The following is an 18,699-nucleotide window of genomic DNA, read 5'->3' as shown; positions in this document are numbered from 1 at the left end:
CTTGAGTTCCTGACCCCCGGTCTTGCCGTCCCGCGCCCTCCCGGCGCTTGCGCCGAGCGGCGCAAGCGCCGGGTCCGCCCAGCGTCATATCATCCGCATTCCCCCCTTCCCATCCGCGCGCCGAGCCGCTAGAAGCATTCCCCATGCAGAATGGCATTCTCACAGGAGAACAGAGCGAGGCCCCGCCGGCGCCCGAAGCCAGCGGCCCCAAATATGTGGGCGCCGTGGAGAACGCCCTGCGCATCCTCCGCCATCTCGCCGCCGCGCACCGGCCCGAAGGGGCCGCCGCCATCGCGCGCGCCACCGGGATCAACGCCTCCACCGCCTTCAACATCCTGCGCACGCTGGTGAAGGAGGAGCTGGTCTCCGTCGATCCCGACGCCAAGACCTACCGTCTCGGCCTCGGGGTGCTGGAGCTTTCCGCCCCCCTGCTCGGCGCCAACCAGGCCGACCTGATCCGCCCCGCGCTGACCCGGCTGTCGGACGAGCATCGCGTGCTGATGACCCTTTGGCGCTTCATCGAGGGGGAACGCATGGTCGCCACCGACCGGGTCATGGCCCATGACATGGTGCGGGTGGACATCGTGCCCGGATCCCGCCTGCCGTCCTTCCTGGGCGCGGTGGGGCGCTGCTACGCCGCCTGTCTCGACCTGGACCGGGAGGCCCTGCGCGCCCGCCTCGCCCCCCTGCGCTGGCACCGCGCGCCGGCCTTCGAGGATTTCGCGGCGGATGTGGAGGCGGCCCGCGTCTCCGGGCTGGCGGTGGACCGGGGGCAGTTGTTCCCCTCCGTCGACATCGCCGCGGCGGTGATCCGCGACCATCGCGGGCGGCCGCGCTACGGGCTTTCGGGCATCACCGTGGCCGGGCTGATCGCGCCCCCCGAATTCGAGCGCATGGCCGAGGCGCTGCGCGACGAGGCCGACCGCATCTCCGCCACCCTGTTCGGCGCCCCGCCCCGCGGGACGCCCGTCGCCTGAGAGACCGCCCGCCGCCGCCGCACCGCACAAGCACGACCCGACCCGACCCCCCATACCAGACCGCGCGCGCGCCTTCGCAGGCCCGCAGCCGGCGCCCCCCCGGAGGAAACCGCCATGACCGACGCATCCGCGCCCCGCCCGGGGCTTTCCGCGATCTTCGAGCCGAAATCGGTGGCCGTGGTCGGCGCCTCCGCCGACCCGTCGCGCATCGGGGGCCGGCCCATCGCCTATGCGCTCCGCGCCGGGTTCAAGGGCAGGATCTATCCGGTGAACCCCAACCGGGAGGAGATCCAGGGGCTGAAGGCCTATCCCTCGCTCGACGCCATCCCCGATGAGATCGACTTCGTGCTGCTGGCGATCCCGGCGAAAGCCGTGCCCGCCGCGCTCGCCGCCGCCGCCGCCAAGGGGGCGCGGGGCGCGGTGCTGTTCACCGCCGGCTTCGCCGAAGTGGGGGCGGAGGGCGCGGCGATGCAGGCCGAGCTGGTCGCCACCGCGCGGGCGCATGGCATCCGCCTGCTCGGCCCCAACTGCCTGGGCATGTTCAACACCGAAGTCGGCCACACGCCCACCTTCACCTCCGGCCTCGAATCCGGCATGCCCCTGCCCGGCCGCGTCGGGCTGGTCACGCAATCGGGCGCCTATGGCACGCATCTTCTGTCGATGGCCCGCGACCGGCGCATCGGGGTGAAGGTCTGGGTCTCCACCGGCAACGAGGCCGACGTCACCGCGCCCGAATGCATCGAGTACCTGGTGAAATCCGACAGCGTCGACGTCATCGGCGCCTACATGGAGGGCGTGAACGACCGCGAGGCCCTGTTCCGCGCGCTCGCCGCCGCCCGCGCCGCGCGCAAGCCGGTGGTGATGATGAAGGTCGGCTCCTCCGCCATCGGGGCGGAGGCCGCGGCCTCGCATACCGCGTCGCTGGCGGGCTCCGACGCCAGTTTCGACGCCGCCCTGCGCCGCTTCGGCGTGCTGCGCGCCAGGACCACCGAGGAGATGCTGGACGTGCTCTACGCCGCCTCCATCTCCCCCCTCCCGCGCGGGCGCAAGCTGGCGGTGGTTACCGTCTCCGGCGGGGCCGGGGTGCTGATGTCGGACGCGGCCGAGGAATACGGGCTGGAGATGCCGGCGCTCCCCCAGGACGCGCAGGACAGGATCCTCGCGCGCAATCCGCTGGCCGCGGCGCGCAACCCGGTGGACCTGACCGCCACCGTGCTCAACGACTTTCCCATCGTCACCGAGGGGTTGCAGGCCCTGGAGGAAGCCGGCGGCGGCTATGACATGACCGCGGCCTTCTTCACCTCCTGGACCGCCTCGCCGGTGGTGGGGCCGAAGCTGCGCGCGGCCATTCTCGCGGGGCTGCCCGGCGGCGTGACCACCCCCTTCGCCATGATCTGCCAGGGCGGGCCGGAAGTGAACGACGCCTACGAGCCCGACGGCATGATGATCTTCGAGGACCCGTCCCGCGCCATCCGCGCGCTGGCCGCGCTGGCGACGCTGGGCGAGGGCTTCGCCCGCGCCGAGGCGGAGGAGGCCGACCCCGAGCCCCTGCCCGAGCTGCCCGAGGGCTTCGCGCTTCCCGCCCACGCCCTGTCGGAGCGGGAGGCCAAGGCCCTGATCGCCTCCGCCGGCATCCCCGTGCCGCAGGAGACGCTGGCCGCCACGCCCGAGCAGGCCGCCGAGGCCGCCGCCGCGCTGGGCGGTCCCTGCGTGCTGAAGATCGTCTCCCCCGACATCGCCCACAAGACCGAGGTCGGCGGCGTCGCCCTGAACGTCTCCGGCGGCCCGGCGATGCTGGCGGCGGCGCAGGCCATGCTCGCCTCCGTCGCCGCCCACGCCCCCGACGCCCGGATCGAGGGGCTGCTGGTCGGCCCGATGATCTCGGGCGGGGTGGAGCTGATCGTGGGCGCGCGCCGCGATCCGGTGATGGGTCCGGTGGTGCTGATCGGCCTCGGCGGGGTGTTCACCGAGGTGCTGCGCGACGTGGCCGTGCGGCTCGCCCCCGTCACCCGCTCGGAGGCGCGCGCGGCGCTGAATTCCCTGCGCGGCGCGGCCCTGCTGCACGGCGCCCGCGGCGCGCAGCCGGTGGACCTGGACGCGGCCGCCGACGCCATCTCCCGCCTTTCGGTCATCGCCGCCGCCAACCCGGACGGGTTCGACAGCCTCGAGATCAACCCCCTGCTCGCCCGCCCCGACGGGGTCGTGGCGCTCGACGCCCTGCTCACGCCCCTGACCGCCGAGGAGACGCCCGCATGATGGGACCCGCCCTGAAGGAAACCCCCTGGACCTTCGCCGACTTCCCCGTCGGCGAGACCATGGCCGAGGTCGAGATCGCCCTGACCCCGGAGAAAGCCGCGCTCTGGGCCTCCATCTCCGGCGCCGAGACTCCGGCCGCCGGCGCCCCCGCCCCGCGCGCCCTGATGGTCGCCGCGATGATGGAGACCTATATCCGCGCCCTCCAGCCGCGCCCGCCCGGCAACGTCCATGCCGGCCAGACGCTGAGCTTCCACGGCCCCGCGCCCGCCGTCGGCGCGACGCTGACCGCCCGCTTCGCCTGCCGCGCGAAGGAGGAGAAGAAGGGCCGCTTCTGGATCACGCTCGGCGTCGAGATGTTCGAGGGGACGCGCCCCGCGCTCTCGGGCGAGATCCTGTCGATCTGGGCCGCGTAAGGAGATCCCGACCATGACCTATCCCGAGACCCTCGGCCCGCTCGCGCTTGTCTCCTCCCACGCCACCGCCATGGCTTACGGAGAGCTGACCGCCGATTTCAACCCGATCCATTGCGATCCGGATTTCGCCGCGAAATCCCCCTTCGGCCGCGCGATCTGCCACGGCACCATGGGCCTGAACCTCGCCATCGAGGCCGCCGAACGCGCGCTCGCCCCCGCCTATGCGGTGCGGGACGTGAAGATCCGCTTCTCGCGCCCGGCCCCGGTGGGCGAGACGCTGACCGCCGGCGCCACGCTGACCGACGCCGCCACCGGGACCTACGCGCTGTGGGTGGAGCTTCCCGACGGGACCCGCACCACCGAAGGAACCCTGACCGCGGAGCCCGCGCCATGACCGCGCCCGCTTCCCATATCCGCGCGTCCCATGTGCTCGGCGCCCATGTCACGCCCTTCGGCAAGCTGGAGGGGTCGTCGACCGTCTCCCTGATGACCGAGGCCGCGCAGGGCGCGCTGGACGCCGCCGGCCTCCAGCGCAGCGATATCGACGGGCTGATCTGCGGCTATTCCACCGCGCTGCCCCACCTGATGCTGGCCACCGTCTTCTCCGAGCATTTCGGCCTGCGCCCCAACTACGCCCATGCCATCCAGATGGGCGGCGGCACCGGGGCGGGGATGCTGATGCTGGGCGACGCCCTGATCCGGGCGGGGGAGGCGCATACCATCCTCGTGGTCGGCGGCGAGAACCGGCTGACCGGCATGTCCCGCGACGCCGCCGTGCAGACGCTGGCCCAGGTCGGCCACCCGAAGGCGGAATCCCCGCTCGGCGCCACCATCCCCGCCTACTACGCCCTGACCGCCGCGCGCTACCTGCACGAGACCGGGGCGTCCCAGGCCGATCTCGCGGAACTGGCGGTGCTGATGCGGCGGCTGGCCTCCGACACGCCCGGCGCCCAGCTCACGGCCCCCATCGCCGTCGACGACGTGCTGGGTTCCAAGACCATCGCCGACCCGCTGAAGCTGATGGACTGCTGCCCGATCTCGGATGGCGGCGCCGCGGTGATCCTGTCGGCGGAGCCCGGCGAGGGTCCGGGGATGCGCATCATCGGCGCCGGTCAGGCGCATACGCACCAGCATATCTCGGAGGCGCCCGACGACATCTGCCTGGGCGCGAAGCTCGCTTCGGCGCGGGCGTTCGAGCGGGCCGGCGCCTCGGTCGCCGACATGGGGTATCTCGCGGTCTATGACAGCTTCACCGTCACGCTGGCCCTGCTGCTGGAGGCGCTCGGCGTCTGCGCCCCCGGCCAGGCCGGGAAGGACGCCGCCGCGGGCCGCTTCGCGCGCATGGGCGACCTGCCGCTCAACACCCATGGCGGCCTGCTCTCCTACGGCCATTGCGGCGTCGCCGGCGCCATGGCGCATTTCGTCGAGGCGTGGCGCCAGATGACCGGCCGCGCCGGCCCCCGCCAGATCGCCGGGGAACCCGCGCTCGGCCTCTATCACGGGGATGGCGGCGTGCTGTCCTCGCATGTCTCGCTGATCCTGGAGCGCACGTCATGAGCGGCATCGAGATCCAGTCCTGCCCCGCCTGCGCCAAGACCTGGTATCTGCCCCGGCAGCTCTGCCCCGGCTGCGGCCATGCCGGGCCCGAGACCCGGCCCGCCTCGGGCCAGGGCACGGTCTGGTCCGTCACCCGCGTCGAGCGCGCCCCCGACGAGACCTTCCGCGCCATCGCCCCCTACCTGATCGCGCTGGTCGACCTCGCCGAAGGTCCGCGCGTCATGGCCCATCTCACCGCCCCCGCGCCCATCGGCGCGCAGGTGACCGGCGAGGTCCGCGACATCGCGGGCCGCGCCCTTCCCGTCTTCTCGCCGCGCTGACCCGCGCGGCCGCCCCCGAAAGGAAATCGCCCATGTCCGGCATCGAAGACCCCCATATGGAACTCCGCGAGGCCCTTCGCGCGCTCTGCGCCGAGTTCCCCGACGAATACCACCGCAAGCATGACCAGCACGCCACCTATCCCGAGGAATTCCTCGAGGCGCTGACGTCGGCCGGCTGGCTCGCCGCCATGATCCCCGAGGAATTCGGCGGCTCGGGCCTCGGGCTGACCGAGGCCTCCATCGTGATGGAGGAGATCAACCGCTCGGGCGGCAACGCCGGCCACTGCCACGGGCAGATGTACAACATGGGCACCCTGCTGCGCGGCGGCTCGGACGAGCAGAAGGCCCGCTGGCTGCCCAAGATCGCCACCGGCGAGCTGCGCCTGCAGTCGATGGCGGTGACCGAGCCCACCACCGGCACCGATACCACCAAGCTCAAGACCACCGCCGTCAAGAAGGGCGACAAGTATGTGGTCAACGGCCAGAAGGTGTGGATCAGCCGCGTCCAGCATTCCGAGCTGATGCTGCTGCTGGCCCGCACCACGCCGCTGGATCAGGTGAAGAAGAAGTCCGACGGCCTGTCGGTGTTCATGGTCGACGTCAAGGAGGCCATCGGCAATGGCCTGACCGTCAACCCGATCCGCAACATGGTCAACCACGAGACCAACGAGCTGTTCTTCGACAACCTCGAAATCCCCGAGGAGAACCTGATCGGCGAGGAGGGCAAGGGCTTCAAGATCATCCTCGGCGGGCTGAACGCCGAGCGCACCCTGATCGCGGCCGAGTGCATCGGGGACGCGCGCTGGTTCATCGACAAGGTCTCGGCCTATGTGAAGGAGCGGATCGTCTTCGACCGTCCCATCGGCATGAACCAGGGCGTGCAGTTCCCGATCGCGCGGGCGCATGTGAACACCGAGGCCGCGGACCTGATGCGGTTCGAGGCCTGCCGGATGTTCGACGCCGGCGTGAACCCGGGCGCGCAGGCCAACATGGCCAAGATGCTGGCGGCGGACGCGAGCTGGGAGGCGGCCAACGCCTGCATCCAGTTCCACGGCGGCTTCGGCTTCGCGGCGGAATACGACGTGGAGCGCAAGTTCCGCGAGACCCGCCTCTACCAGGTCGCCCCGATCTCGACCAACCTGATCCTCAGCTACGTCGCCGAGCACGTTCTCGGCCTGCCGCGGAGTTTCTGAGGCGGGCGACCGGGACGGGCAGCCGGGCGGCCCCGCCCGCGACAGGCGGGGCCATTCGGTGCTAGGCTTGTTCCCGCGCGGCGCGGGGCGCCGAACCGGAGGGGGAGACGGACATGTGCAGGGACACGGCGGAGGACGGCTTGTCGCTGCGCCTGTTCAATGCCATCGGCGCCCCGGCGCTGGCGGCGGCCGCCACGCTCGCCGCGGCCTATTTCACCGGCCATCTCGACCTCCGGAAAGCGGAGACCGAGCAGTCCGGCTCGATCAACCTCGAGAAGCTGAAATACTCCAACACGCTGATCGACCGGGCGCTTGAGGCGGACAGCCTCGACGCCCGCGCCCGCTCGCTTCTTTTCTACGCCGATGTGGGCCTGCTCGACGGGTTGAACATCTCCCAGGTCCGCGCCTACGCCCAGCGAGAGATCGACCGGATCGAAAACGGCGACCTGTCCGCGCCGTCCTTCCTGCCCGAGCCCGCCACCCTGGCCAACCGGGTCCGGATCGATGCGGCCTTCATCGACGCCTTCGCCCCCGACGCGCGCGAGGATGCGCGCGCCGCCTTGCTCGGCATCGGCGGCTTCATCCTCGCGGGCTTCGGCATCACCGACACGCCGCTGCGGCTTGCGCATTTCATGGCCCAGGTCGCCCATGAGACCTCGCGGTTCCGCATCATGGCCGAGCGCGCCTCCGGCGACGCCTATGAAGGGCGGACCGACCTGGGCAACACCGAACCCGGCGACGGGCGACGCTACAAGGGGCGCGGCTTCATCCAGATCGTCGGCAGGGCGAACTATGCGCGCATCACCGAACAGACCGGCGTCGATGTCCTTTCCAATCCCGACGCCGCCTCCGAACCCAACATCGCCCTGTTGGTCGCCGCCGCCTACTGGGCGAACCGCGAGGTCAACGCGGCGGCCGACGCTGACGACCTGTCCAGGGTGACGAAGCTGATCACCGGCGGCCTGACGGGCCTCGAAGATCGCCGCGCGAAACTGACCGAGGCCAAGGCCCTGCTGGGGCTCTAGGCGAGCCCACGCGCCGCCGCATCCGTATCCCTGACGCCCCCTCCTGACCCCATCGGGGGGACGGCGGGCGGGGCGAGCGTCCCGCAGGGACGGAGCGCCCGTCCCCGTCCCGCACCCCGCTTCCAGAGGGCGACACCCTGCCCCGCCCCCGGCTTCGCCCTTAACTTCCCGCCGCGTCCGGTCCACTGTGAGCCTCGCGCCGAGGCAAAAAGGGGGCACGCGCCGCATGTGGGACACCGCCGTCGTCGCCTTCGCGACCCTCTTCGCCACCATCGGTCCGCTGGATGTGGGCGTGGTCTTCGCCTCGCTCACCGGCTCCATGTCCTCGCGCGAACGCCGCGCCACCGCCCTGCGCGGGGTCGCCATCGCCGCGTTCATCCTGCTCGCCTTCGCCATCTTCGGCAAAGCCATGCTGGACACGTTCGGCATCTCGCTCGCCGCCCTGCGCATCGGCGGCGGCATCCTCCTGCTGCTCATCGCCATCGACCTGGTCTTCGCCCGGCCGTCCGGCGCCTCCACCACCACCTCCGAGGAGCTGGCCGAAGCGGTCAGCCGCCCCGACATCGCCACCTTCCCGCTCGCCACCCCCCTGCTCGCCGGGCCCGGCGCCATGGGCGCGGTGGTGCTGCTGATGGCCGAGCGCTCCGGCGACCTGACCGAGCAGGCCATGGTCGTCGGCGCCATCGTCGCCGTGCTGGGGGTCGGGCTCGCCTGCATGCTGCTCGCCGGCCAGATCCTCAAGCTGCTGGGCCGCACCGGCGTGCATGTGATCGCCCGCGTCATGGGCGTGCTGCTCGCCGGGCTCGCCGTGCAGTTCATGCTCGACGGGCTGGCGCAGACGCAGCTGTTCGGACGGCTCTGAGGCGCGCGCTAGGACGCCGCCGCCGCCGCCTCCGGCTTCGGACCGACCCAGAAGAACGGGTTATGCGCGATCTCCCACAGATGCCCGTCGGGATCGCGGAAATAGCTGTGGAACCCGCCCCATTCGGCCTGGACCGGGCCCTTGGCCTCCGTCCCTCCGGCCGCCAGCGCCGCGGCGTGGACCGCGCGCACCTCCGCCTGCGTCGCCACGTTGTGCGACAGGCTGAAGCCCGGCGACCCGACAGCCCCCGCCGTCGAGGCCTCGGACGGGGGCAGCCCCGCGTCCTTCAGCAGATCCGTCCGCGGGAACAGGCCCAGCCAGGTCCCCTGCAGGGTGAAGAAGGCCACGCTCGGCGGGCTCTCCAGCTGCGGGAAGCCCAGGCCGAGGTAGAAGGCCACGGACCGGGGCAGGTCCGAGACCCCGAGGGTGATCATGCTGATGCAGGGGCGCATGGGGGCGGGGTCCATCGGGGGGGCTCCGGAATCGGGGAAATGTTCCGCGAATGTTCCACCCGTTCCCGTCCTGGCGCAAGCCCCGACGCAAGCCCCGGCCCGCCCCCTCCCCGCGGCTCAGCGCCAGGCGGGGGGGCGCTTTTCGATGAAGGCGGTCAGGCCTTCCTGCGTCTCCTCGGTCTGGGAGACGTTGATGAAGGTCTCGGTCACGTCCGCGACCTCGCGCCGGAAATCCATGTCCTGCGCCCGCATGAAGGCGGCATGGGCGACGCGGGTGGCCTCGGGGGGCTGGCGGGCGAAGCTCTCGGCCAGCTCCATCGCGGCGTCATGGGCGCCGGCGCCCTTGGCGACCTTGACCACAAGGCCGATCCGCTCCGCCTCCGCCGCATCGAAGGAGCGGCCGGAGAACAGCAGCTCGAACGCCCGGTGGCGGCCGATCTGGCGGGGGAGATGCACGAAATGGATGGCCGGGATCAGGCCGTTGTCCAGTTCGGGATAGCCGAAGGACGCGGTTTCGTCGGCCACGATGCAGTTGCAGGTGATCGACAGGGTCATCCCGCCCCCGCGCGCAGCGCCCGAGACCGCGGCGATGGTCGGCTTGCCCATGGTGTGCTGCACGTCGAGCATGTCGAGATAGAGCCGCTGAAGCAGCGCCCGCACCCCCTTGGCCCCCTCTTCGCGCAGCAGCTTCAGGTCGAGCCCCGCGCAGAAGATCTTGGGCGAGGAGGATTGCAGGACCACCGCCCGCACCGCGTCGTCGGCGGCGGCCGCGCGATAGGCGGCCAGCAGCTCGTCCAGCAGCGGCAGGGTCATCGCGTTCATCGGCGGCGCGTCGAGGATCAGGCGGCGGACGCGGCCCTCGGTCTCGGTGCGGATCAGGGTCATGGCTGGGCTCCTCCGGCGTGATTTTACGCGGACCATAAGGCGGCCGAAGCATGGACGCCAGAGGGGGCGCCAGAGGGGGCGCCCGCCCCGACCCCCTCTACCCGCCCGCCAGCAGCCGCCGCGCGCCCAGCCCGACCGCGGCCATGGCCAGCAGCAGGACCGCGCCGCCCAGGAACGCCCCCGGATAGCCCCAAGCGTCGGCGCCCGGCTGGCTGACCATGGGGCTGAGGAACTGGCCCAGGAACACCCCCGCCGTGGTCATCCCCGCCACCCGGCCGCGCTGCGCGACGGGGGCGAGCCCGATGGCGGTGTTGAACAGCGTCGGCATCACCAGCCCGACGCCCAGCCCCGAAAGCGCGGCCCCCAGCCCCACCTGCATCAGCCCGCCGTCCATCCGCTCGGCCATGGCGATCACCACGAAGCCCAGCGCCATCACCGCGAAGGCCAGCCCGAACACGCCCCCTGCCGACACCCGCCGCCGGATCCGCGCGCAAAGCAGCGAGGCCGCCGAGGACATCAGCGTGAACACCCCCAGCGCCAGCCCCGCGTCGCCGGGCCCCGCCACGCCGATATGGCGCAGCAGGAAGGGCAGCTGCACCGGCAGGAAGTAGAACAGCACGCTGTTGGCCAGCGCGATGAACACCAGCAGCGCCACGCCGGGCCCGATGGCCCGCGCCTCCGGCCCCGCCGGCGCCGCCGTCGGCCCGGCCGAGACCGCGGGCGCCGCGCGCCGCAACGTCTCGGGCAGCAGGATCAGCGCCGCCGGCAGGATCGCCAGCGCCGCCCCGTAGATCGCGAAGGGCGCGCGCCAGCCGGTCTCGGCCAGCATCCCGCCGCAGGTGAGGAACACCAGCCCCGCCAGACCCATGGAGGAGGATTGCAGGCCCAGGAACTTCTCCCGCGTCGGTCCCGTGAACAGGTCCCCCGCCATCGCCGACGCCGCCGTCATCAGCATCGCCACCGAGGCCCCGAGGAACGCGCGCCCGATCAGCAGGGCCTCCAGCCCCTCGACCCAGAGGCCAGAGGTCCCCGCCAGCGCGTAGAGCACGATGCCCGCCAGCATGATCACCCGCCGCCCGCGCCGATCCGCGACCCAGCCCACCAGCGGCGCGCAGAGCGCCACGAACAGGCCCGGCAGGGACAGCGCGAGGCGGATCATCAGCGCGGCGCGGGGGTCGTCGCCCGCCAGCGCGGCCTCCATCCCCGGCAGGCCCGGCGAGATCACCGTGCTCGCCATGATGGTGAGCGAGGAGACCAGCAGCAGCGTCGCCACCCGCCCAAGGCCCGCGTCGCGGATCGCCCCGCCGCCGCCGACCGGGGCGGCCGGGATCGCGCCGGGAGCGCCGCCGGGGCTTCCGCCGACCGCCGAGGGGTCTTCCGTCATGTCCGACCGCATCGCGCCCGCTCCTTCCCGCCTGCATCCCGATCCCGCAACCGTCGAGCGGCCCTCGACCGCGGAAACAAGACCTGTGCTGCACTTCGCCCCCGGCCAGACGATTGGCAAGCCGCAATGCGTCCGCGCAGGGCCCGGGACAGACCCGCGTCTCCGGTCTCCGAGCGCACCAGCGCGCCGCCCCCGTCGCGCCTCACCGCGACGGGCGGGGCTGATCCGGGGGGGCTCGCAGAAGGCCGTCGGTCCGATTTCGCCCCCCGCATCGCGCGGCGGACCCGGCCGCGCATCGCCGGCGGCGCGATCCCGATGCGGAAACCGACGCCCCCGCGCCTTCGGAAAAAGGCCGCCCGACCGACCGGCGCGCGCCGTCAGTCCCGCGCCGCGCGCCCCGCCGCCGCCCGCTTCACCGCCGCCGCGACATTCGCCGCCGCCAGGATCGCCGCCGCGCAGAGCACCACCGAGGGCCCCGCCGGCGTGTCCCATTCCCAGCTCGCCGCCAGCCCGCCGATCGCGGCCAGCGCGCCGACCAGCGCCGCCCCGACCGCCATCGCCTCGGGCGAGCCCGCCAGCGCGCGCGCCGCCGCCGCCGGGATCACCAGCAGCGAGGTGATCAGCAGCGCCCCCACCACCTTCAGCGCCGCCGCCACCAGCAGCGCCAGCGCCAGCATCAGGATCAGCCGCTCGCGCCGCGGGTCATGGCCCTCGGCCGCCGCCAGCTCCGGCGCCAGCGTCGAGGACAAGAGCCCGTTCCACCGCCAGGCCAGCAGCGCCAGGGAGGCCGCCGCCCCGCCCCAGATCGCCGCGAGATCCCCCTGGCTCACCGCCAGAATGTCGCCGAAGAGCCAAGCCGTGAGGTCCATGCGCGCGCCCGGAATGAAGGCCATCGCCACCAGCCCCGCGGCCAGCGAGGTATGCGCGGCCACCCCCAGCAGCGTGTCCGCGGCGTAGGTCCGGCCCGAGACCGCCCCGATCCCCGCCGCCGCCGCCAGCACCACCAGCAGCACGCCGGCGAAGACCGGGATCTCCGCCGCCAGCGCCAGCGCCACGCCCAGCATCGCCGCATGGGCGGTGGCGTCGCCGAAATAGGCCATGCGCCGCCAGACCACGAAACAGCCCAACGGCCCCGCCGCAGCCGCGACGCCCAGCCCGGCCAGGCCCGCGCGGACCACGAAATCGTCGAGGAACCCCATCACCGCTTCCCCGCCGCCAGGGGCGCGGGCGCGCGGCCGTGCCCGTGTCCGTGCCCGTGGTCATGACCGGGATCATGATCGTGACCGTGGTCATGACCGCAGCCCGGCCCATGGTCATGGTCGTGATCGAGGTCGTGGCTATGGTCATGCCCGGGGTCATGGTCATGGTCATGCTCGTGCCGATACAGCGCCAGCGCCCCGCCCGTGCCCATCCCGAACAGCGCGCGATATTCCGGCGCCGCCGCCACCACCGTCGGCGCGCCCTCGCAGCAGACATGGCCGTTCAGACAGATCACCCGGTCCGAGGCGCTCATCACCACATGCAGGTCGTGGCTGACCATCAGCACCGCGCAGCCCAGCTCGTCGCGCAGCTCCGCCACCAGCCGGTAGAACGACGCGGCGCCCGGCTGATCCAGCCCCTGCGTCGGCTCGTCCAGCAACAGCAGGTCGGGGCGCCGCAGCAGGGCGTGCGCCAGCAGGGCCCGCTGGAACTGCCCGCCCGAAAGCCCCGACATCCGCCGGTCCGACAAGCCCTGCGCCCCGGCCCGCGCCAGCGCCGCATCGCGCAGGGCGCGGGACCGCTCGCCCGCCAGCCGCAGGAACCGGTCCACGCTGAGCGGCAGGGTCGGGTCGATGGCGAGGCTCTGCGGCACGTAGCCCAGCCGCAGCCCGGCCCGCCGCCGGATGCGCCCCGAGGCCGGCTTCAGCGCCCCCGCCAGCGCCCTGAGGAAGCTGGATTTGCCCGAGCCGTTGGGCCCGACCAGGGTCACGATCTCCCCCGGCCGGATCGCGAAATTCATGTCGCGAAGCGCCACCACCCCGCCATGGCGAAGCGTCAGGGCCTCGGTCTCCAGCAGGGGATCCGCGTCGCTCATGCCCCTGTCTCCCCGCCGGTTTCGCGCGCCGAGGCGCGGCAGTCCGGGCAGACCCCCTCGGCTTCGACCACCACGCGCTCGATCTCGAACCCCATGGCGGCGGCCTGCGGCGACAGCGCCGCCGCCGCCGCCGGGGCCGCGCATTCCGCCACCCGCCGGCAGCTCCGGCAGATCATGAAGGCCGGCGCATGGTCGTCGCCGGGATGACCGCAGGCGATATAGGCGTTCAGCCGCTCGATCCGGTGCGCGAAGCCGTTGACCACCAGGAAATCCAGCGCCCGATAGGCGACCGGCGGCTGCGCCTTGCGGCCGTCCTCGCGCAGGCGGTCCAGCACGTCATAGGCCCCCAGCGCGGCGTGGGACTCGCACAGGATGGCGAGCACCCGGGCGCGGATCTCGGTCAGCCGCAGCCCCCGCTCGGCGCAGGCGCGGGCCGTGACCTCGCGCGCCGTGGCGGCGCAGCGGGCGTGGTCGTGGCGGGCGAAGGCCGCGGCGGGATCTCCGGCCGGAACCGGCGCCGCGACGGGGGCGCGATCTGGCATGACGTTACCCTGTAACATTGCACTTGTTATGTTGTAACACGCTTGCTACACCGCCCGCCGACCCTATTGCAAGGAAAGACCGACATGACGAGACGCGGGGGGCGCGACATGCGCGAAGGGATGCGGGGGACCGCGAACGGGCGCGCGACGACGGCGCTGGCGCTGGCGCTGCTGGCCGGGCTCGCCGCCGCGCCCGCCGAAGCCGAGCCCCGCGGCCCGGTGCGCGCCGCCGCCGACATCGCCCCCGTCCACTCTCTCGTCGCCATGGTGATGCGCGACGCCGGGGCGCCGGCGCTGATCGTGCCGCCGGGGGCCTCGCCCCATGGCTACGCGCTGCGCCCCTCCCAGGCCCGGGCGTTGCAGGAGGCCGAGATCGTGTTCCGCATCGGCCCCGGCCTGACCCCCTGGCTGGAAGAGGCGCTGGAGGATCTGGCCGGCGACGCCGTGTCGATCACGCTGGCCGAGGTTCCCGGCATCAGCCACCTGCCGATCCGCGACGACGCCATGTTCGAGGCGAAGGCCGCGCCCCATGTCCACGGGAAGGACCACGCGGAAGAACAGGGGGAGGACCACGGGGAGGGAAAGGACGATCACGCCGGGCATGGCGACCACGAAGACCATGACGATCATGACGGGCACGAAGACCATGACGGGCGCGGGGACCATGCCGACCACGCGGACGCCCCGGACCATGACGGACATGACGCCCACGGGGACCGCGACGACCATGCCGGCCATGACCACGCGCCCGGCGCCAACGACCCGCATATGTGGCTGAACCCCGACAACGCCGTCCTCTGGCTCGACGTCATCGAAGCCGCCCTGTCCGAGGCCGATCCCGACCGCGCCGACCTCTACGCCGCCAACGCCGACGCGGCCCGCGCCCGCATCGCCGCGGCGACCCGGGCGGCGGAGGCGGGGCTCGCCCCTGTTCACGGCCGCCCCTACGCGGTCTTCCACGACGCCTACGCCCATTTCGAGGCCCGCTTCGACATGCCCGCGCTCGGCGCGCTGGCGCTCAGCGACGGGGCGAAACCGGGCGCCCGGCACCTCGCCGCCCTGCGCGACAAGCTGGTCGAAGCCGGGGCCCGCTGCGTGTTCTCCGAGCCCCAGTTCCCCCCGCGCATGGTCTCCGCCATCACCGAGGGGACGGGGATCCGCCATGCCGATCTAGACCCGCTGGGGGCGGAGCTTGCGCCGGGCCCGGCGCTTTACCCCGCGCTGATCGAGGCGATGGCCGAAGCCATGGCCGGCTGTCTGAAGGACTGAGGCGCCCCCCTGCCCCCTCGCCCTCGGCCCGGCGCGCGGCGACGCGCTGGGCCTTCGCCATCCCCATTGTGGTTGCCAACGTCGCTCCCGGCGCCGTCGCGCGAAACCGATGCGGCCGCGCCACGGCGCCGGCGCGGCGGCGCCCCGCGGCGGGGCTTCAGGCTTGCGCGGCGGCGACGCGCCCCTTAGCTCCGGCGCATCTGATGGAGCCTTGATGTTCAGCCTTTCGGGAAATCGGTGAACGGCCGCGGCGCGCGCAACCGCTCGCGCGCTTCGGCCCTGACCTGACCGCCCCGGCCCGCGCGACCCGCGGCGCCGGACGTCTCGTCACGCCCGCCGTCCCGCGCGCCTCGCCAACCGCGCACGGCCCCGGCGGGCCCATCGGATCGCCGACATCATGGACATCACCCGCGCCGAACAGCGCGTTCTCCACCTTCTGGCCCAGGGCGGCTGGATCGAGGTCTCCAAATCCCGCGCCGCCAGGATCGAGCAGGCCCGCTGCCGCACCCGCGAGGGCCATGTCTACACCGGGCTCGACCTGAGGCTGTTCCGCAGGCTCAGGCGGCTGCGGGCCATCGCCTCCTCCGGCGGGCGGCCCTACCGGATCACCGCCCGCGGGCTGGCGCTGGTGCGCGCCCAGCCCGACAACCGCTGAGGGGTTTCCCCCTCCGCGGCCGCCCATCGCCGCGGCGCCCGTCACAGGGCGCCGCGGCGCGCCGTTCGCCGATTATTAAGGCGCCCTTGCGAAACACAGCCCGTTCCGGGCGCCCCCTGCGACCCCGCGCGCCCTGTCGATCCGCGGGCGGACCGTTATCTCTTGGCCCATGCGTCCAGCTTTCCAAGCCATACCCGACCCCGCCCGCGCCCCGACGGCGCCCTCCGCCCCCGCGCCGCGCGCATGCCCGCAGACGCCGCGCGCGCGCGGCCGGATCGCCGCCGCAGCCAACGCCATCCACGACCGTCGCAGCCAGCAAGGGACACCGGCATGAGCTTCACCCACGCAGTCACCCGTCCCGAAAACGCAGACGAGCTCGCCTCGGCCATCCTCGGCCATCTGACCTACACCATCGGCAAGCCCACCGACGCCGCGACCCGCTCCGACTGGCGGCTCGCGCTCACCCACGCCATCCGCGACCTGGTGATCGCGCCCTGGTTCGACAGCGTGCGCCGCAGCTACGCCGAGGACCGCAAGCGCGTCTACTACCTGTCCATGGAGTTCCTGATCGGCCGTCTGCTGGAGGACGCCGTCGACAATATCGGCCTCGGCGACATGGCGAGGGACGCGTTGGAGGGGCTCGGCCAGGACTGGCGCGAGGTGCTGGACGACGAGCCCGACGCCGCGCTGGGCAATGGCGGGCTCGGGCGGCTCGCCGCCTGCTTCCTCGACTCCATGTCCACCGTGGGCCTGCCCGCCCATGGCTACGGCATCCGCTACGACCACGGCCTGTTCCGCCAGTCCTTCCATGACGGCTGGCAGGTGGAGGAGGCGGAGGAATGGCTCCGCCAGGCCCATCCCTGGGAATTCCAGCGCCGGGAGGTGCAGTATCGCATCGGCTTCGGCGGCACGGTCACGCCGGGCGAAGGCGACGCCGCCCATTGGGAGCCCGGCGACGCGGTGCTCGCCGCCGCCTATGACACGCCCGTTCCCGGCTGGGGCGGCAAGTGGACCAACACGCTGCGCCTGTGGTCCGCCAAGCCCGAGCGGCTGTTCGAACTGGACCGCTTCAACCAGGGCGATTTCGTCGGGGCCGCGGCCCCCGCGATCCTGGCCCAGACCATCTCCCGCGTGCTCTACCCCGACGACACCACGCCCCAGGGCAAGGAACTGCGGCTCAAGCAGGAGTATTTCTTCTCCGCCGCCTCGATCCGCGACCTGATGCGGCGCTTCCTGATCGACCACGAGGACCTGTCCCAGCTTCCCGACAAGGTCGCCATCCAGCTCAACGACACCCATCCCGCCATCGGCGTGGCCGAGCTGATCCGCGTGCTGATCGACGATCACGGCATGAGCTTCGACGCGGCGTTCGAGCTCGCCCGCGGCACCCTGCACTACACCAACCACACCCTCATGCCCGAGGCGCTGGAGCGGTGGGGCTGGGACCTGATGCAGTCGGTCCTGCCGCGCCATCTCCAGATCATCGAGATGATCGACCGCCGCCACGAGGCCGAGAACCCCGACCGCCCCGACGTCACCCGGATCATCGACCATGGCGAGATCCGCATGGGCAACCTCGCCTTCATCGGCTCGTGCCGGGTCAACGGCGTGTCGGCCCTGCACACCGACCTGATGAAGCGCACGGTCTTCGCCGACCTGCATGCGCTGCATCCCGACCGCATCGTCAACGTCACCAACGGCGTGACCCCGCGGCGCTGGATCAACACCTGCAATCCGGGCCTGCGCAACCTGATCAACGACCGCATCGGCGACGGCTGGGTCACCGATCTGGATGAGCTGGAGAAGCTGCGCCCGCTCGCCGACGAGGCCGGCTTCCGCGAGGGGCTGGACGCCGCCAAGCGCGCCAACAAGGTGCGTCTGTCGAACTGGCTGGCGGACCGCGGGGCCGGGACGCTCGACCCCGACGCGCTGTTCGACGTGCAGATCAAGCGCCTGCACGAATACAAGCGCCAGCTGCTCAACATCCTGGAGACCGCGGCCCTGTGGAACGAGATGCGCGAGCATCCCGACCGCGACTGGCCGTCCCGCGTGAAGATCTTCGGCGGCAAGGCCGCGCCGGGCTATGCGCAGGCCAAGCTGATCATCAAGCTGATCAACGACATCGGCGCGAAGATCAACGCCGACGAAAGCCTGCGCGGGCGTCTGAAGGTGGTCTATCCGGCCAACTACAACGTCTCGATGGCCGAAAAGCTGATCCCGGCGGCGGACCTGTCCGAACAGATATCCACCGCGGGGATGGAGGCGTCGGGCACCGGCAACATGAAGTTCTCGATGAACGGCGCCCTGACCGTCGGCACCCTCGACGGCGCCAATGTGGAGATCCGCGAGGCGGTGGGCCCGGAGAACATCTTCATCTTCGGCAAGACCGCCGACGAGGTTCACGCCCTGCGCGAGCACGGCTACGACTCGCGCCCGGCGATCGAGGCCGATCCCCGCCTCGCCCGCGTCATCTCCCAGATCGAATCCGGAGAGTTCTCGCCGGGCGATCCGGACCGCTTCAAGGGCATCGGCGACACGCTGCGCCATCATGACTGGTTCGTGGTGACCGCGGATTTCTCGGCCTATTGGGCGATCCAGCGGCGCATCGACGACGCCTGGAAGCACCGGGAGGACTGGCTGCGCAAGTCGGCGATCAACATCGCCGGGATGGGCCGCTTCTCCTCCGACCGCTCGATCCGCAATTACGCGGAGCGGGTCTGGCAGGCCGAAACCATGGAGTGAGGGCGCGCGCGGGGGGCGAGGGCGTTCGTCCCCCGGCTCGCCCCTGCCGCCCGCCTCGCCATTGCCCGATCCCCCCGGCGGGGCTAGGTCAGG

18 protein-coding genes are annotated in these 18,699 nt (G+C 72.4%); 12 read left to right on the top strand and 6 right to left on the bottom strand.

Features of this window, described 5'->3' with window-relative positions; genetic code table 11:
- The first annotated feature begins 143 nt into the window (after positions 1 to 143).
- The 9 genes from BLV24_RS02855 to BLV24_RS02815 all read left to right on the top strand — a co-directional run bounded on the left by BLV24_RS02855 (position 144) and on the right by BLV24_RS02815 (position 8,603).
- Positions 144 to 977, top strand: coding sequence for an IclR family transcriptional regulator (locus tag BLV24_RS02855; RefSeq protein ID WP_092679611.1), 834 nt, complete (start codon positions 144 to 146; stop codon positions 975 to 977).
- 114 nt (positions 978 to 1,091) lie between these two features.
- Positions 1,092 to 3,233, top strand: a complete 2,142-nt coding sequence (locus tag BLV24_RS02850; protein WP_092679610.1) for an acetate--CoA ligase family protein — start codon at positions 1,092 to 1,094, stop codon at positions 3,231 to 3,233.
- Entirely contained in the window at positions 3,230 to 3,646 is a 417-nt protein-coding gene (locus BLV24_RS02845; RefSeq protein WP_092679609.1) for a hypothetical protein, read from the top strand. The genes BLV24_RS02850 and BLV24_RS02845 overlap by 4 nt, the downstream gene beginning before the upstream one ends.
- Positions 3,647 to 3,659: 13 nt before the next feature.
- A complete protein-coding gene (locus BLV24_RS02840) occupies positions 3,660 to 4,040 on the top strand; it encodes a MaoC family dehydratase (RefSeq protein ID WP_092679608.1) in 381 nt (126 codons plus the stop codon).
- Positions 4,037 to 5,203, top strand: coding sequence for a thiolase family protein (locus BLV24_RS02835; RefSeq protein ID WP_092679607.1), 1,167 nt, complete (start codon positions 4,037 to 4,039; stop codon positions 5,201 to 5,203). The genes BLV24_RS02840 and BLV24_RS02835 overlap by 4 nt, the downstream gene beginning before the upstream one ends.
- Positions 5,200 to 5,523 (top strand): Zn-ribbon domain-containing OB-fold protein, encoded by a 324-nt coding sequence (locus BLV24_RS02830; protein ID WP_092679606.1) that lies wholly within the window; start codon positions 5,200 to 5,202, stop codon positions 5,521 to 5,523. The genes BLV24_RS02835 and BLV24_RS02830 overlap by 4 nt, the downstream gene beginning before the upstream one ends.
- A 32-nt stretch (positions 5,524 to 5,555) precedes the next feature.
- A complete protein-coding gene (locus BLV24_RS02825; protein ID WP_092679605.1) occupies positions 5,556 to 6,716 on the top strand; it encodes an acyl-CoA dehydrogenase family protein in 1,161 nt (386 codons plus the stop codon).
- A gap of 113 nt (positions 6,717 to 6,829) precedes the next feature.
- Positions 6,830 to 7,741 (top strand): glycoside hydrolase family 19 protein, encoded by a 912-nt coding sequence (locus BLV24_RS02820; protein WP_092679604.1) that lies wholly within the window; start codon positions 6,830 to 6,832, stop codon positions 7,739 to 7,741.
- A gap of 226 nt (positions 7,742 to 7,967) precedes the next feature.
- Positions 7,968 to 8,603, top strand: coding sequence for a MarC family protein (locus BLV24_RS02815; protein WP_092679603.1), 636 nt, complete (start codon positions 7,968 to 7,970; stop codon positions 8,601 to 8,603).
- Positions 8,604 to 8,611: 8 nt separating this feature from the next.
- On the opposite strand, the gene BLV24_RS02810 is transcribed toward BLV24_RS02815, so the two are convergent.
- The 6 genes from BLV24_RS02810 to BLV24_RS02785 form a co-directional block, all read right to left on the bottom strand.
- Complete coding sequence (locus tag BLV24_RS02810) at positions 8,612 to 9,070, bottom strand: VOC family protein (RefSeq protein WP_245710348.1); 459 nt, start codon at positions 9,068 to 9,070, stop codon at positions 8,612 to 8,614.
- Between the two features lie 102 nt (positions 9,071 to 9,172).
- The gene (locus BLV24_RS02805) at positions 9,173 to 9,940 is read right to left on the bottom strand and encodes an enoyl-CoA hydratase/isomerase family protein (protein WP_092679602.1); all 768 of its coding nucleotides are present in this window, start codon (positions 9,938 to 9,940) and stop codon (positions 9,173 to 9,175) included.
- A gap of 97 nt (positions 9,941 to 10,037) precedes the next feature.
- Complete coding sequence (locus tag BLV24_RS02800; protein WP_092679601.1) at positions 10,038 to 11,336, bottom strand: MFS transporter; 1,299 nt, start codon at positions 11,334 to 11,336, stop codon at positions 10,038 to 10,040.
- A 365-nt stretch (positions 11,337 to 11,701) separates the two neighbouring features.
- Positions 11,702 to 12,523, bottom strand: coding sequence for a metal ABC transporter permease (locus tag BLV24_RS02795; protein WP_092679600.1), 822 nt, complete (start codon positions 12,521 to 12,523; stop codon positions 11,702 to 11,704).
- Positions 12,523 to 13,398 (bottom strand): ATP-binding cassette domain-containing protein, encoded by an 876-nt coding sequence (locus BLV24_RS02790; protein ID WP_092679599.1) that lies wholly within the window; start codon positions 13,396 to 13,398, stop codon positions 12,523 to 12,525. The genes BLV24_RS02795 and BLV24_RS02790 overlap by 1 nt, the downstream gene beginning before the upstream one ends.
- A complete protein-coding gene (locus tag BLV24_RS02785) occupies positions 13,395 to 13,940 on the bottom strand; it encodes a Fur family transcriptional regulator (RefSeq protein WP_092679598.1) in 546 nt (181 codons plus the stop codon). Before BLV24_RS02785 ends, BLV24_RS02790 begins: the two co-directional genes overlap by 4 nt.
- Positions 13,941 to 14,024: 84 nt before the next feature.
- On the opposite strand from BLV24_RS02785, the gene BLV24_RS02780 reads away from it, so the two are divergent.
- The 3 genes from BLV24_RS02780 to BLV24_RS02770 all read left to right on the top strand — a co-directional run bounded on the left by BLV24_RS02780 (position 14,025) and on the right by BLV24_RS02770 (position 18,606).
- Positions 14,025 to 15,209, top strand: coding sequence for a zinc ABC transporter substrate-binding protein (locus tag BLV24_RS02780; RefSeq protein WP_245710347.1), 1,185 nt, complete (start codon positions 14,025 to 14,027; stop codon positions 15,207 to 15,209).
- 397 nt (positions 15,210 to 15,606) lie between these two features.
- Positions 15,607 to 15,864 carry a YjhX family toxin gene (locus BLV24_RS02775; protein ID WP_092679597.1) on the top strand — a complete coding sequence of 86 codons (258 nt, stop codon included), beginning with the start codon at positions 15,607 to 15,609 and terminating at the stop codon, positions 15,862 to 15,864.
- Between the two features lie 330 nt (positions 15,865 to 16,194).
- Positions 16,195 to 18,606, top strand: coding sequence for a glycogen/starch/alpha-glucan phosphorylase (locus BLV24_RS02770; protein WP_092679596.1), 2,412 nt, complete (start codon positions 16,195 to 16,197; stop codon positions 18,604 to 18,606).
- Positions 18,607 to 18,699: the final 93 nt, after the last annotated feature.

The sequence above is a fragment of the Albimonas donghaensis genome, assembly GCF_900106695.1.
GTDB lineage: Bacteria > Pseudomonadota > Alphaproteobacteria > Rhodobacterales > Rhodobacteraceae > Albimonas > Albimonas donghaensis.
Note: the sequence above shows the minus strand (reverse complement) of the source record. Positions and strands in the feature narration are given on the sequence as shown.